Below are 23,995 nucleotides of genomic sequence, written 5' to 3' on the forward strand. Positions count from 1 at the left end.
TTTGACGTGAAGCGATCGACTCAAGCAAACCGGGTGGAACCCATGGCAGGAACCGACCGCGAGAAGGCGCTCGACGCCGCGCTCGCACAGATTGAACGGCAATTCGGCAAGGGCGCGGTCATGCGCATGGGCGACCGGACGAAGGAGCCCATCGAGGTCATCTCGACCGGGTCGACCGCGCTCGACGTCGCCCTCGGTGTCGGTGGCCTGCCGCGCGGCCGTGTGGTGGAGATCTACGGACCGGAGTCCTCCGGCAAGACGACCCTGACCCTGCACGCCGTGGCCAACGCGCAGAAGGCGGGCGGTCAGGTCGCGTTCGTGGACGCGGAGCACGCCCTCGACCCCGAGTACGCGCAGAAGCTCGGCGTCGACATCGACAACCTGATCCTCTCCCAGCCCGACAACGGCGAGCAGGCCCTGGAGATCGTGGACATGCTGGTCCGCTCCGGTGCCCTCGACCTCATCGTCATCGACTCCGTCGCCGCGCTCGTCCCGCGCGCCGAGATCGAGGGCGAGATGGGCGACAGCCACGTCGGTCTCCAGGCCCGTCTGATGAGCCAGGCGCTGCGGAAGATCACCAGTGCGCTCAACCAGTCCAAGACCACCGCGATCTTCATCAACCAGCTCCGCGAGAAGATCGGTGTGATGTTCGGCTCCCCGGAGACCACGACCGGTGGCCGCGCGCTGAAGTTCTACGCCTCGGTGCGACTCGACATCCGCCGCATCGAGACCCTGAAGGACGGCACCGAGGCGGTCGGCAACCGCACCCGGGTCAAGGTCGTCAAGAACAAGGTCGCGCCGCCCTTCAAGCAGGCCGAGTTCGACATCCTCTACGGCCAGGGCATCAGCCGCGAGGGCGGCCTGATCGACATGGGCGTGGAGAACGGCTTCGTCCGCAAGGCCGGTGCCTGGTACACGTACGAGGGCGACCAGCTCGGCCAGGGCAAGGAGAACGCGCGCAACTTCCTCAAGGACAACCCCGACCTGGCCAACGAGATCGAGAAGAAGATCAAGGAGAAGCTGGGCGTCGGCGTCCGTCCCGAGCAGCCCGCCGCCGAGCCGGGCGCGGACGCGGCGGTCAGCACCACCGCGGCCACGGACGACGCGGCCAAGACGGCGCCCGCCCCGGCCGCCAAGGTCACCAAGCCCAAGGCCGCCGCCAAGAGCTGACGCCGTGACACGACGAACCGACTGGGCCGACCACGAATACGCGTCCCCCGGTGCCCCACGGGGGAGGGGCACCGGGGGCGACCCGGGCTCCGCCGGGGGCGGTGGCGAGTCCTACGGAACGGGCGGCGGCGAGTACGGGGGCGACGCATACGGGGGCGACGGCGCGTACGGCGACAGCTTGTACGACGGCGACGGCACGCACGGTGGCCCGGACGGGCCCCGCGGGCACGGGTCACCCGGCCGTGGCTCGCGGAAGTCCGGGACGCGCCGCCGGCGTGGCTTCGGCGAGCCGTCCGGTGAGGACGGGGGTTCCTCCTCCTCGTCGAGGGCCGAGCAGGGGGAACCTCCAGCGGACCCGGCTGAGCGGGCGCGGGCGATCTGTCTGCGCCTGCTCACCGGGAGCCCGCGCACGCGGAAGCAGCTCGCGGACGCCCTGCACAAGCGGGAGATCCCCGACGACGTCGTCGAGGAGGTGCTGTCCCGGTTCGAGGAGGTCGGGCTGATCAACGACAGCGCGTTCGCGGACGCCTGGGTGGAGTCCCGGCACCACGGCCGCGGACTGGCCCGGCGCGCGCTCGCCCAGGAACTGCGCACCAAGGGCGTCGACCCGGCACTCGTCGACGAGGCCGTCGGCCGGCTCGACTCCGAGCAGGAGGAGGAGACGGCCCGCGAACTCGTCGCCCGCAGACTGCGCTCCACCCGGGGCCTCGACCGCGACAAGCGGATCCGCCGCCTCGCCGGCATGCTCGCCCGCAAGGGGTACTCCGAGGGCATGGCCCTCCGGGTCGTCCGGCGGGCGCTGGAGGAGGAGGGCGAGGACACGGAGTTCCTGGAGGGCGGGGACTTCTGACGGGGGGTCGGCCTCGGAGGGGGTGGGGTTAACCCCCCGTCAGAACGCCGGGCCGCCGCAGTGCCCCGGGACCCCCGCGTGGACGACGGTGTACGGCATGATGCTGCGCTACGCCCTCAAGACCGTCCGCGCCCGCAAGGCCGGTTTCCTCGGCGCCTTCCTCGCCCTGCTCTGCGCGGCCGCCCTGATTTCCGCCTGCGGCACGCTCCTCGACACCGGCCTGCGCGGCACGATCCGCACCGAGCGCTACGCGGCCACCCCGGTCGTGGTCTCCGCCGACCAGTACGTCCATCGGACCACCGTCAAGCACAAGCACGGCAAGACCAAGGTCAAGCACAAGGCGAAACCCATCGCCGAACGCGCCTGGCTGCCGGCCGGTCTGGAGGCCGGGCTCGCCCGTACCCCCGGTGTCGCCCGGGTGGTGCCCGAACTGACCTTCCTCGCCCAGCCGCTGACCGCAGGCGGCACCGGCGGCCGTACCGCCTACGGGCACGCCTGGGAGTCCGCCGTGCTCACCCCCTACCGGCTGGTCACCGGCAGCGCGCCCCAGGCCGGCACCGACCTGGTCGTCGACCGCGACCTCGCCGCACGTGCCCGCCTGCGGCCCGGCGACACCCTCACCGTGCAGTCCACACAGGCCCCGCGCGCCTACCGGATCACCGGAATCGCCGCCCCGGCCACGGACGTACGCCACCAGACGGCCCTCTTCTTCTCCGCCGCCGAGGCCCGCAGACTGGCCGCGCACCCCGGACAGGTCACCGCGTTCGGCGTGCTGCCGACGCCCGGTACCGACCCGGAGCGGCTGAAGCAGGCCGTGACGCGGACGCTGCGCGGTACCACCGCCCAGGTCTCCACCGGGGACGCCCGCGGCCCCGTCGAGTTCCTGGACGCGGCCGCCGCCCGGGTCCGGCTGGTCAGCATGGGCGGCGCCATGGGCGGGACCTCGCTGCTCGTGGCGGTCCTGGTGGTCGTCGGCACCTTCGCGCTCACCGTCCAGCAGCGCCACCGTGAACTCGCCCTGCTGCGCGCCATCGCCGCCACACCGGGACAGATCCGTCGCCTGCTCGGCCGCGAGGCCCTGGTCATCGGCGCGGCCGCGGGCACCCTCGGCGCACTCCTCGGACTGCCCCTGGGCGCCTGGCTGCACACCAGGTTCGTCGCGCTCGGCGCCGTACCCGCCGCGCTTCAGCACACCACCGGTGTCGTCCCGCCCTGTGCCGCGCTGGCCGCGACCCTGGCCGGTGCCTGGGCGGCCGCCCGTGTCGCCTCCCGGCGCATCACCCGGATCCGGCCGACCGAGGCGCTCGCCGAGTCCCGCGTCGAGCCCGCCCGGCCCGCCCGGGGCAGGATCGCCGCCGGTCTGCTGCTGCTCGCCGGTGGAGCCGTCCTCGTCGTGCTGCTCACCTCCCTGCGTACCGAACCCGCCTCGACTCCCGTCACCTTCCTCGCCGTCGTGGTTCTCGCCACCTCCGTCGCCCTGCTCGGTCCGCTGCTGGTCAGGGCCGCCGTGCTGCTGCTCGCCGGCCCGCTGCGGCTCACCGGCCACGGCGGGCGGCTCGCCACCGCCAACCTGCGCGGCAACGCGGCCCGGATGGCCTCCGTCGTCACCCCCCTCACCCTGCTCATCGGCATGACCTGCACCGTGCTCTTCGTCCAGGCCACCCTCGACGACGCCGCCCGTGCCCAGGCCCGCGCCGGGATCACCGCCGACTGGGTCGTCGCCGCCCGGGGACCCGGGGTACCGGCCGCGGCGGCACGGCAGTTGCGGGCGCACCACGACACCGCCACCGAAGTGGTCCGCACGACCGTCCGCATCGGACTCGACAAGTACCCGGCGCAGGGCGTCACCCCCGGGGGCCTCGCCCGCACCTGGGACCCCGAGGTCACCGCCGGCTCCCTCGGCCGGCTCACCGGCCGCACCGTCGCCGTCAGCGAAGTGGCCGCCGATCAGCACCACCTGAGGCCCGGCAGCACCCTGAAACTCACGCTCGGCGACGGCACGCCCGCCACGCTCACCGTCGCCGCCGTCTATGCCCGGGGTCTCGGCTTCGGCGACCTCACCTTCGCCCACGACCTCGTCTCGCACCACGTGGACAACCCGCTCGCCTCCTCCGTCCTCGTCAGCACTGCCCGTACACATGCACAACTCGCGACTACGCTCCGTGAGTTCCCGGGGCTCGAAATTCTCTCGCCGACCGCAGCCGACTCGATCCGGGCCCACCGCCAGCAGGACAACGCCGAGGTCAACCTCCTCGCCATGGGGCTGGTCCTGGCCTTCACCGCCATCGCCGTCGTCAACACGCTGGCCATGTCGGTCGCGGACCGCGTACGGGAGTTCGCACTGCTCAGGCTGGCCGGTGCCACTCGGCGTCAGGTGCTGCGGATGCTGCGCACCGAGGTGCTGTCCGTACTGACGCTCGCCACGGCGCTCGGCAGCGGCATCGCGCTCGCCGTCCTGACCGCGTTCAGCGTCGGCATGACGGGCCGTGCCGCACCGACCGTCACGCCGTTGCTGTACGTGACGGTCGTCGCGACCGCCGGGCTGCTCGCGCTGGTGGCTTCGGCTCTTCCCGGGCGGGTGGCGCTGCGGGTGCCGGCGGTGACGGCGGCGACCGCCAAGGACCAGGTGTGACGGTGGAGGACCGGGCGCGGCGGTGAAGGGCCGGGCCGAACCGGCTCAGTGGCCGCCGGACGCGTTCCAGTCGACGAGTTGGACGATGACGCCGTTGGGGTCGGTGACCTGGAAGGCGCGCTCACCCCAGGGCTCCTCGCGCAGCGGCATCGTGATCGTGACTCCCTCGGCGGTCAGGCGGGCCAGTTCGGCTTCGAGGTCGTCGACGACGAAGGCGAGGATCACCCCGTCGGCGTGGTCCTCGCGCTGGTCCTCGGGGAGCGAGGCCAGGCCGCGGCGCAGGTAGACGACGTTCATCCCGGCGTCTTCGCGGGCCAGCGAGGCGAATCCGTCGGCGGCCAGTTCCTCGCGGAACCCGAAGTGGTCGGTGAGGAAGGTGCTGGACGCCACGACGTCGTCGACGTTGAGGGAGACGGCGGAAGCGGTGATCGACACGGGAGCTCCTTGATCCTGATCTGGAGGGACCTTGACCTGGGCAATTACTCTGTACGAAGTACACTGTACTGCGTACAGAGTAATTGCACACAGATTTGCCGGTGAGGGAGGATGTCCGGATGCCTCTCGACCGAAGCAGTGCCGGTGATCCGGCCCGCTCTCTGGAACTGCTCTGGCGGGTCCCCGCCACCCCGCGGCGCGGTCCGCAGCAGCGGCTGAGCATCGACAGGGTCGTCACCGTCGCCGTCGCGCTGGCGGATGCCGAGGGCCTGGACGCGGTCACCATGCGCCGCATCGCGCAGCAGCTGGGGGTGGTCCCGATGACCCTCTACACCTATGTGCCGGGAAAGGCCGAGCTTCTGGATCTCATGCTGGACACCGCCTACGTCCAGATGTCCCGGGCGGACACCACGGGCCGGCCGTGGCGGGTGAGGCTGATCGCGGTGGCGGAGGAGAACAGGGCGCTGTTCGAGGCACACCCGTGGGCCGCGACGATCTCCACCGGCCGTCCGCCGCTGGGACCGGGAATGATGGCCAAGTACGAACACGAACTGTCGGCACTGGACGGACTCGGGCTCGACGACGTGGAGTTGGACGCCGCCCTGACCTTTCTGCTCACCTTCGTCCAGGCCAACGCCCGCTCCGCGGCGGAGGCCCGCGCCGCCCGGGAGGACAGCGCCCTGGACGACGAGCAGTGGTGGGCGGCCAACGCCCCGCTGCTCGAAAAGGTCCTCGACCCGCGCGCCTACCCCACCGCCGCCCGGGTCGGCACCGCGGCGGGTACCGCGCACGGTGCCGCGTACAGCCCCGGGCACGCCTGGGAGTTCGGCCTCGGCCGGGTGCTCGACGGTCTCGCCGCGCTCATCGACAGCCGAACGGACCCGGCCGGGACCGGGGAGCCGTAGGGGCTAGGACGGCTGGGCGGTGACCGGCAGGCCCGCCGTCTTCCATGCCTGGAAGCCGCCGATCAGGTCCGTCGCCCGGTGCAGGCCCAGCTGGTGCAGGGAGGCGGCGGCCAGGCTGGAGGCGTAGCCCTCGTTGCAGATCACGACGACCTGGAGGTCGTGGCCGGTGGCCTCCGGGGTCTTGTGGCTGCCCCGGGGGTCCAGGCGCCACTCCAGTTCGTTGCGCTCTATGACGAGCGCACCGGGTATCAGTCCGTCCCGCTCGCGCAGCGCCGCGTACCGGATGTCGACGAGCAGGGCCCCGCCGGTGCGCGCCGCGTCGTACGCCTCCTGCGCCTCGACGCGCCGGTAGCCCGTGCGCACCCGCTCCAGCAGCTCGTCGATGCCCACCGGACGTGGCTCCGCCGGGCGGGACTCCTCGGGTTCCGTGCCGCTCACTGCCAGTCCTCCGGGCGCTCGACCTGCTCCAGGCGCAGCACCTGTCCGGTGCGGCTGTAGCGGCGGATCCGCGGCAGCGGCGGGTAGTAGGCGTGGACGGAGACCGCGTGGTGCTCCGTGGACTCGTTGTGCACCTCGTGGACGTGGTCGCGGCCGAAGGAACGGCCCTTCCCGGCCGGCAGCCGGCGCTCGCGGTCGACGCCCTCGGAGAGCTCCAGGGTCTTCCAGCCGTCGGTGGGCAGCCGGGTGGCCAGGGAGTATTCCTTCAGCTCACCGGTGGCGGTGAGGAAGGCGCCGACCGACTCGGCGTGGTCGTGCCAGCCGGTGCCGGAGCCGGGCGGCCAGCCGATCAGCCAGGCCTCGCTGCCGGCGGGGCCGTCGAGCCGTACCCAGGTGCGGCCTTCGGGGTCGAGCGGGAGCGAAGCGATCAGTCCGGCGTCGGCGGCCGTACGCCGGACGAAGTCGAGGAGGTCCGCCTGGGTGGGCGCGGCGCCTGGCGCGGGGGCGGACGCGGAAACGGAGGAGGAAGAGGACGAGGAGAGAGAGGCAGACACGTGCACCGATCCTGATGAGGGTTCGCAGAAGCGGGCGCAGACGGCACCCGGAGAGAAGAGGAATGCGAAATCAGCAGGACGGAAGACACACGCAGCCCGCATAGCGGACCAGGTCCACATGGACCTTCCGCCACAGGCGCACAGTGGTGTCGTTCACGATGCGGAGTACACCACGCCGGTGCGGGCCGGTCAACTCACCGTCAGAATGTGGACGGCCCGGTCACCGCGCGGCGGAACCGGCCTGCGCCTCCGTCTCCGCCCGCTGCTCCGGCTGCTCGGCCGCCTCCTGGTCCTTGCCGCCCAGGGTCGCCTCGGCCGCCGCGTACAGGTCGGCCGGGCGGACCCCGTTGAGGGCGGTGACCAGATGGCCGTCGGGGCGCACGAGCAGCACCGCGTGCGCCGGGGCGCCCGGGTAGGCCTCGGCGACCAGCAGCTCGGCGGGGTGCGGCAGCGCGGTCACGGCCGCCGCGAGCCGGGGCATGACCCCGGCCGAGACCCAGTGCTTGCGGTCCCACACCCCGGTGCCGGGCGCGATGAGGACGACGAGCAGCGCGCCGCGGCCGAGGCGCGAGCGCAGCTGCACGAAGGTGCCGTCCTCCGCGGTGACCCGGACATCGGTGACCGGGGTGCCCGGCGCGGTGTCGACCGGGATCTCGTGCTCCAGATGACGGGGGGCGAGCGGCGAGTCGGCGTACGCCCCCGGCGCACCGAGCGGACCGTGCCCCAGGTGGCCGTCGGTGAGGAGCGCGTCGTGCCCCCGCGACGCGCCGGGGACGAACCCGCGCAGCCCGCCGCTGCCGCGCAGCACCGGCAGCACCTGGTCGGCGGCGCGCAGCCGGGCGGCGACCACCGCCCGCCGCTCGGCCTGGTAGCTGTCGAGCAGCGCCTCGTGCGGGCCGTGGTGCCAGGCCGGGGCCAGCTTCCAGGCGAGGTTGTCCACGTCCCGCAGCCCCTCGTCCAGGCCGTGCGTCCCGAGCGCGCCGAGCAGGTGCGCGGCGTCCCCGGCGACGAACACCCGGCCCACCCGCCACCTGCGGGCGAGGCGGTGGTGCACGGTGTGGACGCCGGTGTCGAGCAGGTCGTACGGCGGTGTGGTGCCGCCCGTCCAGCCCGCGAGGGTCTCGCGGATCCGGTTCACGAGCAGCTCGGGCGTGACCAGGTCCTTGCCGGGCGGCAGCAGCCAGTCCAGGCGCCACACGCCGTCCGGGAGGGGGCGGGCGGTCACCTCCCCGGCCGAGGGCCCGGACGACCGCCACGGCGGTGTCCGATGGAGCAACGCCTGACCGGGCCACGGAAGTTCCGTGTGCAGCGCGGCGACCGCGTGCCGTTCCACCGCCGTGCGGCCCGGGAAGCGGATGTCCAGGAGCTTGCGCACGGTCGAGCGGGGGCCGTCGCAGCCCACCAGGTAACTGCCGCGCCACCAGGTGCCCTTGGGGCCACGGGTGTGCGCGGTGACTCCGGAGCGGTCCTGCTCGACGGCGTCCAGCCGGCTGTCGGTGACGATCCTGACCAGCGGTTCGTCGCTGATCGCGGCACGCAGGGCGTTGGTCAGCACGTGCTGCGCGAGGTGCAGTGGGGACGGCTCGCCGGCGTCGTCGAAGACGACCTCGCGCAGCACCTGCCGGCGCCGCATCGACCGCCAGCCGGTCCAGCGGGTGCCCAGGTCTTCGAGCGGGGCGCCGGACAGGCGCGTCACCAGGGCGGCGGTGTCCTCGCGGAGCACCACCGTGCGCGCCGGGCGCGGCTCGTCCTTGCCCGGACCCTCGTCCAGGACGACGGACGGCACCTCCTGGCGGGCCAGCGCCAGGGCGAGCGTGAGCCCGACGGGCCCCGCTCCGACGATGATCACCGGGTCCACGGCGCGGCGCCCCCTGCCCGTACGCAAGTCCCGACGGACATCGATGAACACGTGGGTGGAGCAGGGTGCACGATCACAGAACGTATGCAACAGACTGGGCGCCACCCGGTCAAGCGGCGCACCCGGGGACACGTCAGCATGGCGGGCGCGCGGACGCCGTGGCGCACGGGAAAACGGCGGAGGCAGCGCCCGTACGGCCGCTGCCTCCGCGTGTCGTCCGGATTGACCGGGAGTCAGGCGTTGGCTCCGCCCGCCCCGGTCGCGAAGGTGCCGCTGATCTCCGCCGCGTTCAGGTCGCCGACGTCCTCGGCGCCCAGCACCGCGCCGGTGCCGCGCTTGCTGCGCCGCAGCCGCTTCTCCAGCCAGGAGGCGAACGTGGTGAGTGCGAGGTTCAGCAGGATGAAGACGACCCCGACGACGACGAAGCTGGGGATGACGTTGGCGTAGTTGGCGGCCAGCGTGCCGCGTGCCGTGAGCAGTTCCGTGAACTGGAGCATCACACCGCCCAGCGCGGTGTCCTTCACGATCACCACCAGCTGGCTGACGATGGCCGGCAGCATCACGGTGACCGCCTGCGGCAGCAGGATGCCGGTCATCGTCTGCCCCTTGCGCAGCCCGATGGCGTACGCCGCCTCCGTCTGCCCCTTGGGGAGTGCGAGGACGCCGGCCCGCACGACCTCGGCGAGCACCGAGGCGTTGTAGAGCACCAGGCCGGTGACGACCGCGTACAGCGGCCGTTCGTCGCTGCCGACGTCCGTGGAGCGGACGTAGAACTCGTTGGCGAACAGCATCAGCAGCAGGACCGGGATCGCGCGGAAGAACTCCACGATCCACGCGGCCGGTATCCGCACCCACGTGTGGTCGGACATGCGGGCGATGCCGAAGACCGCGCCCAGCGGGAGGGCGATGACCATGGCGAGCGCCGCTGCCTTGAGCGTGTTGCCGAGGCCGGGCAGCAGGTACGTGGTCCACGCCTCGGAGGTGGTGAACGGCTGCCACAGGTCCCATTTGAGCTGGCCCTTGTCGTCCATCTTCTGCCAGACCCACCACACCGTGAGGGCGAGGAGCAGGACGAAGCCGACGGAGAGGACCACGTTGCGCCGCTTGGCGCGGGGCCCCGGGGTGTCGTACAGGACGGAGCTCATCGCTTCACCGCCAGGCGCTTGGCGAGCCAGCCGAGGATCAGGCCGGTCGGGAGGGTCAGTACCACGAAGCCGAAGGCGAAGACCGCGCCGATGGCCAGCGTCTGGGCCTCGTTCTCGATCATCGTCTTCATCAGCGCCGCGGCCTCGGCGACGCCGATCGCGGCCGCCACCGTGGTGTTCTTCGTCAGCGCGATCAGGACGTTGGCCAGCGGGCCGATCACCGCGCGGAAGGCCTGCGGCAGCACGATCAGCCGCACGGTCTGCGAGAAGTTCAGCCCGATCGCGCGGGCCGCCTCGGCCTGTCCGACGGGCACGGTGTTGATGCCGGAGCGGATCGCCTCGCAGACGAAGGCCGCGGTGTAGGCGGTCAGGCCGAGCACCGCGAGGCGGAAGCCCTGGACCTTGAAGTCGGAGGCGCCCAGCGTCACGCCGAAGATGTCGGCGAGGCCGAGCGAGGTGAAGATGACGATGACCGTCAGGGGGATGTTCCGGACGATGTTGACGTAGGCGGTGCCGAACCCGCGCATCAGCGGGACCGGGCTGACCCGCATCGCGGCCAGCAGGGTGCCCCAGACCAGGGAGCCGACGGCCGAGAGGACGGTGAGTTGCACCGTCGTCCAGAACGCCCCTAGAACGTCGTAGCCTTGAAGAAAGTCGAACACGATTTCCCGCGCTTCCGGGTGTGTGGCGTACGGGGAGGGCATGGCGCGCCGCCGCCGGGGAAGCGGTGGCGGGCGGCGCGCCCGAGAGGGTCGTCTTGGGACCCGTGCCTTACTTGACGATCACGCCGATCTTCGGGGCGGGCTCGTTCTTGTAGTCGGCCGGACCGAAGTTCTTGGTGACGGCCTTGTCCCAGGAGCCGTCGCTCACCATCTTCTCCAGCGCCTTGTTGATCTTGTCCAGGGTCGCGGAGTCGCCCTTCTTGACGCCGATGCCGTAGTTCTCGTTGCTCAGCTTCAGGCCGGCGAGCTTGAACTGGCCCTTGTACTTGTCCTGCGCGGCGAAGCCCGCGAGGATCGAGTCGTCCGTGGTCACCGCGTCCACGGCGCCGCTCTGCAGGCCGGCGATGCACTCCGAGTAGGTGCCGACCTCCTTGAGGTTGGCCTTCGGGGCGATCGTCTGCTGGATGTTCTGCGCCGAGGTCGAACCCGTCACGGAACACAGCTTCTTGCCGTTGAGGTCCGCGCCCTTGGCGATGGTCGAGTCCTTCTTGACCAGCAGGTCCTGGTGGGCCAGCAGGTACGGGCCGGCGAAGTCCACCTTCGCCTTGCGCTCGTCGGTGATCGAGTAGGTGGCCGCGATGAACTTCACGTCGCCGCGCGCTAGGGCGTTCTCCCGGTCGGCGCTCTTGGTCTGCACGAACTCGATCTGGTTCGGCTTGTAACCCAGCTGCCCGGCCACATAGGTGGCCACGTCCACGTCGAAGCCCGAGAAGGAACCGTCGGGCTCCTGGAGGCCGAGACCGGGCTGGTCGAACTTGATGCCGACCTTGATCTTGCCGCCGCCCGAGGAGCCGCTGTCGTCCTTGTCGCTGCTGCCGCACGCCGTGGCGGACAGGGCGAGCGCGAGCACGGCGGCCGAGGCTGCGGTGACCTTGCGGAGCTGCATGATGAACATCCTTTGCGTGATGAAAGACGGGGTCCGTGCGGGACGGGTGACGTGACTCGGGTCGCCGTGCGGATCAGTGGTGCAGGATCTTCGACAGGAAGTCCTTGGCCCGGTCGCTGCTCGGGTTGCTGAAGAACTGGTCCGGGGTGGCCTGTTCGACGATCCGGCCGTCGGCCATGAAGACCACCCGGTTCGCGGCGGAGCGGGCGAAGCCCATCTCGTGGGTGACGACGATCATCGTCATGCCGTCCCTGGCCAGCTGCTGCATGACCTCAAGGACCTCGTTGATCATCTCGGGGTCGAGGGCCGAGGTCGGCTCGTCGAAGAGCATGACCTTCGGGTCCATGGCCAGCGCCCGCGCGATGGCGACGCGCTGCTGCTGGCCGCCGGAGAGCTGTGCGGGGTACTTGTCGGCCTGGGTGCCCACGCCGACCCGGTCGAGCAGGGCGCGGGCCTTCTCCTCGGCCTGCTTCCGGTCCGCCTTGCGGACCTTGACCTGCCCGAGCATCACGTTCTCCAGCACCGTCTTGTGTGCGAAGAGATTGAAGGACTGGAAGACCATGCCGACGTCGGCGCGCAGCCGGGCCAGCTCCCTGCCCTCCTGCGGCAGCGGCCTGCCGTCGATGGTGATCGTTCCGGAGTCGATGGTCTCCAGACGGTTGACGGTGCGGCACAGCGTGGACTTGCCGGACCCGGAGGGCCCGATCACCACGACGACCTCACCGCGGGCGATCGTCAGGTCGATGTCCTGGAGTACGTGCAACGCGCCGAAGTGCTTGTTGACACTCTTCAGGACGACCAGTTCGCCGGTCGCGGCCACGTCCTGCTTGGCCACCGATACTTCGGTCATCGCTTTCGGGCTCCGTCCTCCTCGGTTGCGGAGGAATGTAGTGAGAGCGAATGACCAGCGTCATTACATCTGAGGGAGATCTGAGCATCACGATCCGGTAGCAGGCGGACACGTGTCGTAGCGCCCGCGGCCGCCCGGGTATCGGCCGCGTAACGGAACCCGCCCGCCACCGGAACCCACTTGACGCCGTCGGCGTCCATCAGCGTGACTGCTCCTCGTGCACGCGCGCGTGCGCGCTTTCTACAACGCGCAGGTTTTCCACGGACAAGCCGGCGACGAACCACGACCGTACGACCGCTGAACCGGAGGGGGCCGGGATGAGACTGCTGCTCGTCGAGGACGACAACCACGTCGCCGCCGCACTCTCCGCGGTCCTGGCCCGGCACGGGTTCTCCGTCACCCACGCCCGCAACGGCGAGGAGGCCCTCCGCGCCCTCGTCCCCGAGAGCGACGGCTACGACGTCGTCCTCCTCGACCTCGGCCTGCCCGACCAGGACGGCTACGAGGTCTGCGGCAAGATCCGCAAGCGCACCAGCACCCCGGTCATCATGGTGACGGCCCGCTCGGACGTCCGCTCCCGCATCCACGGCCTCAACCTCGGCGCCGACGACTACGTGGTGAAGCCGTACGACACCGGGGAGCTGCTGGCCCGGATCCACGCCGTCAGCCGGCGCACCCACCACGAGGACGGCCAGGCCGGCGCCGACGGCGACAGCGCGCTGCGGCTCGGCGCCGTCCGCATCGAACTGCCCACCCGCCAGGTCAGCGTGGACGGCAAGGTCGTCCAGCTCACCCGCAAGGAGTTCGACCTGCTGGCGCTGCTCGCCCAGCGGCCCGGCGTGGTCTTCCGCCGGGAGCAGATCATCAGCGAGGTCTGGCAGACCAGTTGGGAGGGGACCGGCCGCACCCTGGAGGTGCACGTCGCCTCCCTGCGCGCCAAGTTGCGCATGCCCGCGCTCATCGAGACCGTACGAGGCGTCGGCTACCGGCTCGTCGCCCCGGCCGGGTAGCGGGGACGGGTGCGCACCCGCCTCCTTCCGCTGCTCATCGTCCTGATGGCGGCCGTGCTGCTCGCGCTCGGCGTTCCGCTCGCCGTCAGCACGGCCTCCGCGCAGCAGCAGAAGGTCGTCGTCGACCGCATCGACGACACCGCGCGGTTCGCGGCCCTCGCCCAGTTCGTGACCGACACGCCCGCCACCGCGCGCCCCGTGAACACGGACGACCGCCTGGAGACCCTCCGCCGCGAACTCGCCAGCTACTACGGCGTCTACGGCATCCGCGCGGGCGTCTTCTACCGGAACTCCTCCTCCATGGCCAACGCGCCCGACGACTGGGTGCTGCCGACGACCGGCGAGGTCCGGGAGGCCTTCGGCGAGGCACTGCTGAGCCGCCGCAGCCACGATCCCGCGCAGGTCTGGCCCTGGCAGCGCAGCCGGCTGGTGGTGGCCTCGCCGGTGATCCGGGACGGCGACGTCGTCGCCGTGGTGGTCACCGACTCGCCCACCGGGCCGATGCGTTCCCGCACCCTGCGCGACTGGCTGCTCATCGGCGCCGGCGAGTGCGCGGCGATGCTGCTCGCCGTCGGCGCGGCGCTGCGGCTGACCGGCTGGGTGCTGCGGCCGGTACGGGTGCTCGACGCCACCACGCACGCGATCGCCAGCGGCCGGCTCAAGTCCCGGGTCGCGGCGGCCGGCGGCCCGCCGGAACTCAGACGGCTGGCCCGGGCGTTCAACGAGATGGCGGACAACGTCGAGGACGTGCTGGAGCAGCAGCGGGCCTTCGTCGCCGACGCCTCCCACCAGCTGCGCAACCCCCTCTCCGCGCTGCTGCTGCGCATCGAACTGCTCGCCCTCGAACTCCCCGAGGACAACGAGGAGATCGCCTCGGTCCGCACCGAGGGCAAGCGGCTCGCGCAGGTCCTGGACGACCTGCTCGACCTGGCGCTGGCCGAGCACGCCGAGGCGGTCCTGATGCTGACCGATCTCGGGCGGCTGGCCGAGGAGCGGATCGCCGCGTGGGCACCGGCCGCGGCGGCGAAGGGGGTCCGGCTGACCGGGGACTGCACGCCGACCACCGGGTGGGCCGACCCGGTCACGCTGTCCAGCGCGCTGGACGCGGTGATCGACAACGCGGTGAAGTTCTCGCCGGAGGGGGGCACGGTGGCGGTGACCGTGACCGCCGCCGGTGACGTGTCGACGGTCGTGGTGACCGACACGGGACCGGGGCTGACGGACGAGGAACTCGCGCGCGTGGGGGACCGGTTCTGGCGGAGCGGGCGGCATCAGAACGTGAAGGGGTCGGGGCTGGGGCTGTCGATCACACGGGCGCTGCTGGCGGCGGGGGGAGGAGCGATCGCCTACGAGCACCATGAACCGCGGGGGTTGCGGGTGACTGTGTCCGTGCCGCGGGGCGGGTGAGAGAGGGGTGGGTACCCCAGTGCCCCTTCGGGGCGCTTTCAAGCCGGGGCGCTCCGGGCTGAGTTCAGGGCTTCACCGAGCGGTAGTAGCGCCGCGCCCCCTCCTGCAGCGGCAGCGGGTCCGTGTAGATCGCGGTGCGCAGGTCCACCAGCTGGGCCGAGTGGACGTGGTTGCCGATGTCGTCGCGGCTCTTGATGACCGTGCGGGTCACCCACTCGGTGAGGCGCGGGTCGACGTCCTTGCGGGTCATCAGGACGTTGGACACCGCGATCGTGGGCACCGTGGTGCCCTGCTGCACGGACGGGTACGCCGACTCCGGCATGTTGGTCGCCCGGTAGTAGAGCGAGGCCGCGCCCTCGGTGTGCAGCTTGGCGACCAGGCTGCCGCCGATCGGGACGAACGTGAAGCTGAACTTCTTCGCCAGGTCCAGCAGCCCCTTGGTCGGCAGACCGCCCGACCAGAAGAACGCGTCGATCTTGTCCCGCCGCAACTGGTCCGGGCCGGTGTCTATGCCGTCGGACACCGGTGTGATGTCCTTCGCCGGGTCGATCCCGGCGGCCCTGAGCACCCGGTCGGCGATCAGCCGCACCCCCGAGTTGGGCAGCCCGATCGCCACCCGCCTGTGCCGCAGCTGCGCGACGCTGGTGATGCCCGAGTCGCGGGGTACGACGAGCTGGACGTAGTCGTCGTAGAGCCTGGCCACCCCGCGCAGCAGTCCGGCGTCCTGGCCGCCGTTCAGTTCGTACGTCTCCACCGCGTCGGCCGCCGCGATGGTGAAGTCGGCGTGGCCGGTCGCCACCCGCTGCACGTTCTCGTACGACCCGTTGCTCTGCCGCAGCTCCACCTTCAGGCCCGGCATGTCCTTGCGCAGCTCGTTGCGGAGCCGTTCGCCGTACTCCTGGTAGACGCCGCGCAGCGTCCCGGTGCTGAAGACGATGGTCCCGGTCGGCGGCTTCTCGCCGAGCGGCAGCAGCCACCACAGCAGCAGGCCGAACGCGACGACGCCGGCGGTCGCACCCTGGAGGGCGCGGCGCCTGCCGATACGGGGGAGCAGCTTGGACATGCGCGCGATCCTGCCAGCCGGTCCCCGTCCTGACCAGGGCGGGGGGACGGGGCCCGGGGCACGGCGGCGGACCGGGACTGTCAGTGGCGGCCGCTAGAGTCGTTCGCATGACCAGTTCCGTCCCCGGTGCCCCGACGGGTACCTCGCCCGCCCGCCTCGTCCGGGAGTTCCACCACGCCTTCGGCCTGGACACCCGCACCACGCCGGCCGAGGTGTCCCCCGAACTGGCCGCGCACCGGGGGGAGCTGCTCGCCGAGGAGGCCGCGGAGGTCGCCGAGGTCGCGGTCGACGGGCCCCTCGACCGGCTCGCGCACGAGCTGGCGGACGTAGTCTACGTGGCGTACGGCACCGCGCTGGTGCACGGGATCGACCTCGACGCGGTGCTCGCCGAGATCCACCGGTCCAACATGAGCAAGCTGGGGCCCGACGGGCAGGTGGCCCGCCGGGCCGACGGCAAGGTGCTCAAGGGGGAGCACTACCGGGCGCCGGACGTCTCGGCGGTGCTGCGCCGGCAGGGCTGGATACCGGGCGGCGCGGCCTGACCCGGGGTCAGAGGCTGCCGCCCGCCAGCTTCCACTCGCGGTGCAGGGCGCCCAGCGGGATGCCCCGTTCCAGCACCGGTGTGCCGAAGACCGACAGCTGGAGGCGGAGGGTGCCGGAGAGGTCGACCCCGCCGTACAGGTTCCAGGTGCCCTGGACGTCCGCGCCCGGGGTCGCGGAGGTGGCGGTGACCGTGCCGGTCGCCTCGCCGCGCAGGTACGGCGCCAGGTCGGCGGTGACGCCGACGCTGCCGTAGAGGCCGACGGAGGCCTCGGCGCCCAGCGTGGTCCGGACGCTTCCCGACGTGGTCACGGAGGTGCGCACCGGCGTGCTCGTCATGGTCGAGCTGCTGACCGGCGTCCAGCCCTGGGCCGTGCCGAAGGTGCCGCCCGCCTTGAAGCCGCCCTTCAGGTTCTGCTCCACGTCGACGGTGATCTTCCCGTCGCCGCTCACCTGGAGGTAGCAGGTCAGGTCGAGGTTGACGACGACGGGGACCGCGCCGACCTGGAGGACCGGGTCGGCGTGCAGCTTGGCGAACGGGATGCGCAACGGGGTGGCCGTGGCCCCGGCCCGGCCCCTGACCGCCCAGCCGGAGTCCCAGTCGCCGGAGACGCCGAGGTAGGCGGAGCCGGGTGCGGTACCGGTGCCCGCGCCGCCGTAGGCGAAGTCGACCTGCGGGGCGACCTGGACGAAGCCGGAGACCGAGGCCGCGGCGGAGGCCGGCGCGCCCTCGGCGGCCGGTATCCCGGTGCTGACGTCCAGGCGGAGGCTGCCGAGCGGCACGGTGGCACCCTCGGGGCCGACGTGCACGTCACCGGCCTTGGACCAGGAGACCTTGACGTCGGGCAGCAGCTTGTCGACGTCGAAGGCGGCCGGGTCGACGGGCACGGTGCCCTTCGCGGTGTCGTCGCCGAGCAGGGCGTCGAGGGTCGCCGGCTCGGTCTGCACCTCGGTGCCCGCGTCGGTCTCGCCGAGCACCTTGGTCACCTTGGCGAGCAGTCCGTCCGGGGCGCCGGGTGCGGGGGCGCTGGCGATGACGTCACCGACGGCGGTCTGCCGGGCGGAGGCCGATGCCGACGTCGAGGGCGACGGCGAGGGGCTCGGGGAGACGGCCGGGGAAGCAGGCTTCACCGTGCCCGCCGAACCGCCCGCCGAGCCGCCGTTCGAATGGCCGGGCGTGTTCCCCTTCGCCGCCGCGGATATGACGGCACGTCGGGTCCTGCTGTCGTACGAGGCGACGGTGAGCGTGGTGCGGTGTGCCGGCCGGCCCGCACCGGCCGAGCCCGCGGCCGTGGTCGCGGCGGTGGCCGGTGCGGCGGCGACGGCGAGCGTCCGGTCGTCCGCGCCGGCGGCGGCGGTGGAGTCGTCGGAGACCTGGGCGGCCTCCCGGGCGTGATCGTCGGCGGCCTGGTGCTGCGGCGCGGAGCAGCCCGCGGCGAGGAGAAGGGCGGTCACGGCGAAGGCGGGCATGAGGGCATGCCCGAGCCTTGTGCGTCTGCGCAAGGTCAGTCCTGAGGGTGGGGGGTGACGAAGAGGCACCGATCATGGTTACCGGCGAGTAGAACTGGTCGGTAACTCGGTGTGGCCCCGAGCATGCCACGCCCGGGGCACAGGGTCCCCACAATCCGGCCACATCCCGACGTGACCTGAACCACGGCGAATTCAGGCCGCCCTGGCCGTATCCAGGAGAGTCGGAGTCAGTCCCGCCGCTGCGCGGCCGCCCGGCGCTGCCGCTTGCCCAAGGGCGCCTGGGAGAGGTCCTCCGCGCTGGACCGCAGGTTCTTGTAGCCGTAGCCCCGTTCGGTGAGCCACGCCCTCGCCGCCTCCTCGGCGCGCTCGGTCGCCTCCAGGATGTCCTCCTCTTCCTCCCCGGTGTCCTGGAAGCGGAAGGTGAAGGCCGGGCGGGCGGCGATGTCGTACGTGAGGTGGCCCTCGGCCGTGAAGGCCGCGCGCAGCACGTCGTGTTCGGCGGCCCGGGAGAGCAGTTCGGCGCGCTGCTCGGCGCCGAGGCCGTCGAAGACGCCGCGGACGGTGACGCGGAAGGTGCGGGTGGTCATGGCGCGACCCTAGGCAGGACGGGGCCCACCGCTCCACCGCATTTCCGGCGCCCCGCCGGACACCCCCCGGCCCCCGGCCCCCGGTCTCCGACTGCCGGTCTCCGACTGCCGACCTCCGACCGGCGGGTGTCTAACCGCCGACCTGGCCGAGCCGCAGGTTCCAGCGTCCAGGCCCGCCCGTGACCTCCGTCGCCGACAGCGGCGGGACGTCCACCCGCCAGAACGCGGCCTCGGGCGCCCCCAGCACATGCAGCACCATGGCCCGCACCACCTCCGGCTCCACCACGGCGATCGTCCGGCCGATGGTCAGGCCCGTCCGGTCCAGCCAGCCGGCGACCCGGGCACACAACTCCCGTACCGATTCGCCCCCGTGGGGCGCGGCACCCGGGTCGGTCAGCCACTGGAGCAGCGCGTCGGGTTCGGCGGTGCCGACCTCCTCCAGCGTCCACCCCCGCCAGCGGCCCGCGTCCAGGCCCGACAACTCGGGCTCCGCCGAGGCGTCGAGGCCCAGCGCGGCCGCCGTCTCCCGGCAGCGCACGCTGGGGGAACAGACCGTCTCGCCCGCGGCCGGCAGGGACAGCGCCACCGCCTCGGGTTTCTCGATAGAGTCACCGTCGTCGAAGCGGGCCCGCCGCAGCGAGGGAGTGATGGCGGGGGCTATGAGGACGACTCGGCAGGTCACGGGCGGAAGTTCCTCCTCGGTCGGACAGCAGACACCGGCGACTGCAGATACCGGCGACTGCAGATACCGGCGGAGCCAGGTGTCGGTGACGGCGGGTGTCGGTGACGGCGGGTGCCGGACGCGCACGACAGTACGCCGTCCGGCACCCGCGCCAGGAGCCGGCTACAGCTCCGCGCGCACCGATCGCGCCGCCGCGACCAGGTTCTCCAGGGCGGCCCGGACCTCCGGCCAGCCGCGGGTCTTCAGCCCGCAGTCGGGGTTGACCCAGAGCCGTTCGGCGGGGATGGCCGCCAGGCCGGTCCGCACCAGGGCGGCGGCCTCCGCCGGGCCCGGCACCCGGGGCGAGTGGATGTCGTAGATCCCGGGGCCGGCCTCGCGCGGGTAGCCGTGCGCGGCGAGTTCGCGGGCGACCTGCATGTGCGAGCGGGCCGCCTCCAGGCTGATGACGTCCGCGTCGAGGTCGTCGATGGCCTGCACGATGTCGCCGAACTCGGCGTAGCACATGTGCGTGTGGATCTGCGTCTCCGGACGGACTCCGGAGGTGGTGAGCCGGAACGCCTCCGTCGCCCACGCCAGGTACCCGGGACGGTCGGCGGCCCGCAGCGGCAGGGTCTCGCGCAGCGCGGGCTCGTCCACCTGGATCACCGAGGTCCCGGCCGCCTCCAGGTCGTCCACCTCGTCGCGCAGGGCGAGGGCGACCTGGCGGGCGGTGTCGCCGAGCGGCTGGTCGTCACGGACGAACGACCAGGCCAGCATGGTCACCGGCCCGGTCAGCATGCCCTTGACCGGACGGTCGGTGAGGGACTGGGCGTACGACGTCCAGCGCACCGTCATCGGCTCGGGACGGGAGATGTCGCCGGCCAGCACCGGCGGGCGTACGTACCGGGTGCCGTACGACTGGACCCAGCCGTGCCGGGTGGCCAGGTACCCGGTCAGCTGCTCCGCGAAGTACTGGACCATGTCGTTGCGTTCGGGTTCGCCGTGCACCAGGACGTCCAGGCCCGCCTTCTCCTGGAAGGCGACCACCTCCTGGATCTCGGCCCGCAGCCGCGCCTCGTAACCGGCCGTGTCGGTCCGGCCCGCCCGCAGGTCCGCCCGTGCGGCCCGCAGTTCGCCGGTCTGCGGGAACGAACCGATGGTCGTCGTGGGCAGCAACGGCAGCCGCAGGTGCGCGCGTTGGGCGGCGGCGCGGTCGGGGTACGGCTGGGCGCGGCGGGCGTCGGCCGGGGTGACGGTGGCGCAGCGGGCACGGACGGCGGGATCACGGGTGATCGGTGAACCCGCTCGGGAGGCCAGGTCGGCGCGGTTGGCGGCGAGTTCGGCGGCGATGGTGTCGGGGCCCTGGGCGAGGCCCCTGGCGAGGGTCGCGATCTCGGCCGTCTTCTGCTTCGCGAAGGCCAGCCAGCGCAGGATCTGCGGTTCGATGTCCCGCTCGGCGGCGGTGTCCAGCGGCACGTGGAGGAGGGAGCAGGAGGCGGCGACGTCGACCCGGCCGGCGAGGCCCAGCAGGGTGCCGAGGGTGGTGAGGGACGCCGACAGGTCGTTGACCCAGATGTTCCGGCCGTCGACCACACCGGCTACCAGCCGCCTGCCGGGCAGCCCGCCGACGGCGGCCAGGGCGTCCAGGTTGGCGGCCGCCGCCCCGGTGAAGTCGAGGGCGAGCCCTTCGACCGGGGCCTTGGCCAGCACCGGCAGGGCCTCGCCGAGCCGGTCGAAGTAGGAGGCGACCAGGAGCTTCGGCCGGTCGGTGCGGGCGCCGAGATCCCGGTAGGCGCGGGCGGCGGCGTTCAGTTCGGCCGGGGTGCGGTCCTGGACCAGCGCGGGCTCGTCGAGCTGCACCCACTCGGCGCCGGCCGCCCGCAGGTCGGCGAGCACCTCGGCGTACACCGGGAGCAGCCGGTCGAGGAGGGTGAGCGGGTCGAAGCCGGCGGGCGCGCCGGGCGTCGGCTTGGCGAGCAGCAGATAGGTGACCGGGCCGACCAGCACCGGCCGGGCGGCGAGCCCGAGGTCCAGCGCCTCCGTCAACTCGTCCACCTGCTTGGCGGAGTTCGCGGCGAAGACGGTGTCCGGGCCCAGCTCCGGCACCAGGTAGTGGTAGTTGGTGTCGAACCACTTCGTCATCTCCAGCGGCGCGATGTCCTGCGTACCGCGGGCCATGGCGAAGTAGCCGTCCAGGGCATCGGCTTCGACGGCGGCGCGGTGCCGCTCGGGGACGGCGCCGACCATCACGGTGGTGTCGAGGACGTGGTCGTAGTACGAGAAGTCGCCGGTCGGCACCTCGTGGAGGCCGGCCTCGGCGAGCTGCCGCCAGGTGGAGCGGCGCAGCCCGGCGGCGGCGGCCCGCAGGGCGTCGGCGGTGACCCGGCCCTTCCAGTAGCTCTCGATCGCCTTCTTCAGTTCCCGGGCCGGCCCCTGACGGGGGTAGCCGTACACGGTGGCCCGGGCTGCCGCGGCTGCGGACTTGGCTGTCACGGAGATCTCCTTCGCGAGACGATTCCCTGAGATCCCGGTGACGGGACGAGAGCGCGAAGGGGTGACGAACCGGACGGCAACGGTCGTACGCCGTGAACGAGTACGCGACCGTCCGTCCGATATGCACGCCGACCCGCCCACGAGGTCACCGGGATGTCCGCGCACGAGTGGTCCGCGCACGGGCAGATGGCAGGTCTTCGGACTCGCGGGCACGCCCTCCCTCCGGAGGACACCTACTGGCCGTCGCTTCCCGGACCCGGTGGATCCAGTGCGTATGACGGCGGTCGTTCCCGCTCACCGCTGCGGGGCAGTCCCGGATTCCCACCGGGTTCCCTCTTGCGACGTCCCGTCTGGCGGAGGGGACGAACCAGCTGCACGGCCAGCTTAACGCGCCCCGAGGGCGCTACGGGGGTGGCCGTCGTCGCGGAAGTCGGTCCGCCTCGCTTTCGGTCCGGCCGGCTTCCGGTCCGGCTCGCTTCCGAATCGGCCTGCCTCCGAACCGGCCTGCCTCCGAACTGGCTCGCTTCCGAACCGGCCTGCCTCCGAACTGGCTCGCTTCCGAACCGGCCTGCCTCCGAACTGGCTCGCTTCCGAACCGGCCTGCCTCCAAACTGGCTCGCTTCCGAACCGGCTCGCTTTCGAACCGGCCTTGCGTGCGCCTAACGTGGCCGGGCACGGCCGCCGGGCCGTGGGCAACGGCGGGAGGGGGGATCGCCATCGACCGCGTGGAGGTCAACGGGGCGGAAGCGGACAGCGAGGATCTGAAGCTGCTCGCGCGGGTCAACTACGCGCATTTCACCTCGATGCAGGTGCGGGACGGCGCGGTCCGGGGGCTGGATCTGCACCTGGCGCGGCTGGACGGGAGCGCCCGTCAGTTGTTCGGCAGGGGGCTGGACGCCCAACGGGTCCGGGACTGCGTGCGGCACGCCCTCGCCGGGGGCCCGGACGCGGTGTCGGTCCGGGTGACGGCCTTCACCGGAAGGCTCGGTGACGTGGTGCGCGGCGAACTCGTCGAGCCCGACCTGGCCGTGGTGACGAGCGCGCCGGCGGAGGCGCAGCCCGGACCGGTGCGGCTGTGCGCGGTCGAGTACGAGCGGGACCTGCCGCACGTCAAGCACGCCGGGACGTTCGGGCTCACGCTCCGTCGGCGGCAGGCGGTGCTCGCCGGGTACGACGACGCGCTCTTCACCGACCGGTACGGCCGGATCAGCGAGGCGTCGGTCTCCAACATCGGCTTCCACGACGGGGAGCGGGTGATCTGGCCCGAGGCCGCCATGCTGCCCGGCATCACGATGCAGTTGCTGCAGCGGGGACTGGACGCCAAGGGCATCCCGTCCGAGCGGCGTGAGATCCGGCTCGGGGACCTCGTGGCCGGCGCGTCCGGCTCCTCGGCCTGCTCCGCCTTCCTGGCGAACTCGATCTCGCCGGTCCTGCCGGTGGCGAGCATCGACGGGACCGCGCTGGCCGTCGCCCCGGCCGTCACGGACCTGCTCGTGGACTGCTACGAGACCAACCCCTGGCAGACCGTCTGAGCACCCCGCCGGACGTGCCGCGATGCGCCGGCTGCCGACCGCTCAGGGTCTGCCGGCCCCGCGCAGCGCCCGGGAGAGGCCCAGGGCCGCCGTCCGTACCGCCGGGGCCAGCTGTGCCGGGCGGAAGCGGCCGCACGGTACGGCCACCGAGAGCGCCGCGACCGCCGTGGGCCCGGCGAAGACGGGGGCCGCGATGCAGCTGACCCCCGGCGCGGCCTCTTCCTCCTCGTAGGCGAGGCCCGCGACCTGGGCCTGTTCGACGGCCGTACGCAGCCGGCCGGGGTCCGTGACCGAGTGCGGGGTGAGGCGGGGGAGCGGTGCGGCCAGCACCTCCTCGACCAGGTCGGCGCCCGAGAACGCCAGCAGGGCCTTGCCGACCCCGGTGCAGGTCAGCGGGAGCCGGCCGCCGATCCGGGACGGCAGCCGCAGCGCGTCGTGGCCGTGGATGCGCTCCACGTAGACCACCTCGTGGCCCTCGCGCACCCCGAGGTGCACGGTCTCGTGGGTGGCCTCGAACAGGTCCTGGAGGAACGGCAGCGCGGCCTCCCGCAGATCCTGCCGGCGCGGCACCAGCGACCCCAGCTCGAAGAGGGCGCCGCCCAGCCGGTAGGTGTCCGCGTCCCGTTCCAGCAGGCCGAGCCTGACCAGGTCGGCGCAGAGCCGGAACACGGTGGTCTTGGGCAGCTTCGAGCGTTCGGTGAGTTCCGTGAGGCGGAACGCGCCGCCTCCCGGACGGAAGCAGTCCAGGACCGCCACCGCCTTGTCGAGCATGTTCCCCTGATCGCTG

General features: G+C 72.4%; 23 protein-coding genes and 1 riboswitch. Of the genes, 8 read left to right on the plus strand and 15 right to left on the minus strand.

All coding sequences use genetic code 11. The features are described from left to right. Positions 1 to 42: 42 nt before the first annotated feature. From recA to ACFZB3_RS35590, 3 genes are all read left to right on the plus strand, one after another. Positions 43 to 1,170: a recombinase RecA gene (gene recA / locus ACFZB3_RS35580; RefSeq protein ID WP_391383023.1), complete on the plus strand. Its 1,128-nt coding sequence runs from the start codon at positions 43 to 45 to the stop codon at positions 1,168 to 1,170. 4 nt (positions 1,171 to 1,174) lie between these two features. Next, the gene (recX, locus tag ACFZB3_RS35585; protein ID WP_391383027.1) at positions 1,175 to 2,020 is read left to right on the plus strand and encodes a recombination regulator RecX; all 846 of its coding nucleotides are present in this window, start codon (positions 1,175 to 1,177) and stop codon (positions 2,018 to 2,020) included. A gap of 97 nt (positions 2,021 to 2,117) precedes the next feature. Beyond that, on the plus strand, positions 2,118 to 4,652 hold the full coding sequence (locus ACFZB3_RS35590) for an FtsX-like permease family protein (protein WP_391383029.1): 2,535 nt from the start codon (positions 2,118 to 2,120) through the stop codon (positions 4,650 to 4,652). Between the two features lie 45 nt (positions 4,653 to 4,697). Here the strand turns inward: ACFZB3_RS35590 and ACFZB3_RS35595 are convergent, their stop codons facing one another. After that, positions 4,698 to 5,087 carry a VOC family protein gene (locus ACFZB3_RS35595; RefSeq protein WP_391383034.1) on the minus strand — a complete coding sequence of 130 codons (390 nt, stop codon included), beginning with the start codon at positions 5,085 to 5,087 and terminating at the stop codon, positions 4,698 to 4,700. A 119-nt stretch (positions 5,088 to 5,206) separates the two neighbouring features. Between ACFZB3_RS35595 and ACFZB3_RS35600 the strand changes: the two genes are divergently transcribed. Then, positions 5,207 to 5,992, plus strand: coding sequence for a TetR/AcrR family transcriptional regulator C-terminal domain-containing protein (locus ACFZB3_RS35600; protein ID WP_391383037.1), 786 nt, complete (start codon positions 5,207 to 5,209; stop codon positions 5,990 to 5,992). Positions 5,993 to 5,995: 3 nt separating this feature from the next. On the opposite strand, the gene ACFZB3_RS35605 is transcribed toward ACFZB3_RS35600, so the two are convergent. From ACFZB3_RS35605 to ACFZB3_RS35640, 8 genes are all read right to left on the minus strand, one after another. Further along, positions 5,996 to 6,436: a rhodanese-like domain-containing protein gene (locus tag ACFZB3_RS35605; RefSeq protein ID WP_391383742.1), complete on the minus strand. Its 441-nt coding sequence runs from the start codon at positions 6,434 to 6,436 to the stop codon at positions 5,996 to 5,998. Continuing rightward, positions 6,427 to 6,984, minus strand: coding sequence for a cysteine dioxygenase (locus ACFZB3_RS35610; RefSeq protein ID WP_391383040.1), 558 nt, complete (start codon positions 6,982 to 6,984; stop codon positions 6,427 to 6,429). The genes ACFZB3_RS35605 and ACFZB3_RS35610 overlap by 10 nt, the downstream gene beginning before the upstream one ends. 70 nt (positions 6,985 to 7,054) lie before the next feature. Then, entirely contained in the window at positions 7,055 to 7,141 is an 87-nt protein-coding gene (locus tag ACFZB3_RS35615) for a putative leader peptide (RefSeq protein WP_350779852.1), read from the minus strand. A gap of 63 nt (positions 7,142 to 7,204) precedes the next feature. After that, positions 7,205 to 8,842 (minus strand): FAD-dependent monooxygenase, encoded by a 1,638-nt coding sequence (locus ACFZB3_RS35620; RefSeq protein WP_391383043.1) that lies wholly within the window; start codon positions 8,840 to 8,842, stop codon positions 7,205 to 7,207. Positions 8,843 to 9,075: 233 nt separating this feature from the next. Beyond that, a complete protein-coding gene (locus ACFZB3_RS35625; RefSeq protein ID WP_391383046.1) occupies positions 9,076 to 9,987 on the minus strand; it encodes an ABC transporter permease subunit in 912 nt (303 codons plus the stop codon). Then, positions 9,984 to 10,649 carry an ABC transporter permease subunit gene (locus ACFZB3_RS35630; RefSeq protein WP_391383051.1) on the minus strand — a complete coding sequence of 222 codons (666 nt, stop codon included), beginning with the start codon at positions 10,647 to 10,649 and terminating at the stop codon, positions 9,984 to 9,986. The genes ACFZB3_RS35625 and ACFZB3_RS35630 overlap by 4 nt, the downstream gene beginning before the upstream one ends. A gap of 109 nt (positions 10,650 to 10,758) precedes the next feature. Beyond that, positions 10,759 to 11,595 carry a transporter substrate-binding domain-containing protein gene (locus ACFZB3_RS35635; RefSeq protein WP_391383054.1) on the minus strand — a complete coding sequence of 279 codons (837 nt, stop codon included), beginning with the start codon at positions 11,593 to 11,595 and terminating at the stop codon, positions 10,759 to 10,761. A gap of 73 nt (positions 11,596 to 11,668) precedes the next feature. After that, positions 11,669 to 12,445, minus strand: coding sequence for an ATP-binding cassette domain-containing protein (locus tag ACFZB3_RS35640; protein ID WP_391383058.1), 777 nt, complete (start codon positions 12,443 to 12,445; stop codon positions 11,669 to 11,671). A 317-nt stretch (positions 12,446 to 12,762) separates the two neighbouring features. On the opposite strand from ACFZB3_RS35640, the gene ACFZB3_RS35645 reads away from it, so the two are divergent. Both ACFZB3_RS35645 and ACFZB3_RS35650 read left to right on the plus strand, forming a co-directional pair. Then, positions 12,763 to 13,455, plus strand: coding sequence for a response regulator (locus ACFZB3_RS35645; RefSeq protein ID WP_391383061.1), 693 nt, complete (start codon positions 12,763 to 12,765; stop codon positions 13,453 to 13,455). A gap of 9 nt (positions 13,456 to 13,464) precedes the next feature. Next, a complete protein-coding gene (locus tag ACFZB3_RS35650) occupies positions 13,465 to 14,862 on the plus strand; it encodes an ATP-binding protein (protein ID WP_391383064.1) in 1,398 nt (465 codons plus the stop codon). 64 nt (positions 14,863 to 14,926) lie between these two features. On the opposite strand, the gene ACFZB3_RS35655 is transcribed toward ACFZB3_RS35650, so the two are convergent. After that, positions 14,927 to 15,925: a TAXI family TRAP transporter solute-binding subunit gene (locus tag ACFZB3_RS35655; RefSeq protein ID WP_391383067.1), complete on the minus strand. Its 999-nt coding sequence runs from the start codon at positions 15,923 to 15,925 to the stop codon at positions 14,927 to 14,929. Positions 15,926 to 16,032: 107 nt separating this feature from the next. On the opposite strand from ACFZB3_RS35655, the gene ACFZB3_RS35660 reads away from it, so the two are divergent. Further along, positions 16,033 to 16,467 carry a MazG nucleotide pyrophosphohydrolase domain-containing protein gene (locus tag ACFZB3_RS35660; protein ID WP_391383070.1) on the plus strand — a complete coding sequence of 145 codons (435 nt, stop codon included), beginning with the start codon at positions 16,033 to 16,035 and terminating at the stop codon, positions 16,465 to 16,467. Positions 16,468 to 16,474: 7 nt separating this feature from the next. On the opposite strand, the gene ACFZB3_RS35665 is transcribed toward ACFZB3_RS35660, so the two are convergent. From ACFZB3_RS35665 to metE, 4 genes are all read right to left on the minus strand, one after another. Beyond that, a complete protein-coding gene (locus tag ACFZB3_RS35665) occupies positions 16,475 to 17,935 on the minus strand; it encodes a hypothetical protein (protein WP_391383744.1) in 1,461 nt (486 codons plus the stop codon). 227 nt (positions 17,936 to 18,162) lie between these two features. Further along, positions 18,163 to 18,522: a DUF6204 family protein gene (locus ACFZB3_RS35670; protein ID WP_391383072.1), complete on the minus strand. Its 360-nt coding sequence runs from the start codon at positions 18,520 to 18,522 to the stop codon at positions 18,163 to 18,165. A 130-nt stretch (positions 18,523 to 18,652) separates the two neighbouring features. Beyond that, positions 18,653 to 19,204 carry a histidine phosphatase family protein gene (locus ACFZB3_RS35675; RefSeq protein ID WP_391383077.1) on the minus strand — a complete coding sequence of 184 codons (552 nt, stop codon included), beginning with the start codon at positions 19,202 to 19,204 and terminating at the stop codon, positions 18,653 to 18,655. A gap of 162 nt (positions 19,205 to 19,366) precedes the next feature. Beyond that, positions 19,367 to 21,676 (minus strand): 5-methyltetrahydropteroyltriglutamate--homocysteine S-methyltransferase, encoded by a 2,310-nt coding sequence (gene metE / locus ACFZB3_RS35680; protein ID WP_391383080.1) that lies wholly within the window; start codon positions 21,674 to 21,676, stop codon positions 19,367 to 19,369. 170 nt (positions 21,677 to 21,846) lie between these two features. Beyond that, a riboswitch (cobalamin riboswitch) is annotated at positions 21,847 to 22,063 on the minus strand. Between the two features lie 338 nt (positions 22,064 to 22,401). Between metE and ACFZB3_RS35685 the strand changes: the two genes are divergently transcribed. Next, complete coding sequence (locus ACFZB3_RS35685) at positions 22,402 to 23,208, plus strand: aminotransferase class IV (protein ID WP_391383082.1); 807 nt, start codon at positions 22,402 to 22,404, stop codon at positions 23,206 to 23,208. Positions 23,209 to 23,250: 42 nt separating this feature from the next. Here ACFZB3_RS35685 and ACFZB3_RS35690 read toward each other — a convergent pair whose 3' ends face one another. Next, entirely contained in the window at positions 23,251 to 23,979 is a 729-nt protein-coding gene (locus ACFZB3_RS35690) for an IclR family transcriptional regulator C-terminal domain-containing protein (protein ID WP_391383746.1), read from the minus strand. Positions 23,980 to 23,995 lie beyond the last annotated feature (16 nt).

The sequence above is a fragment of the Streptomyces sp. NPDC008092 genome (assembly GCF_042957285.1).
Classification (GTDB): domain Bacteria; phylum Actinomycetota; class Actinomycetes; order Streptomycetales; family Streptomycetaceae; genus Streptomyces.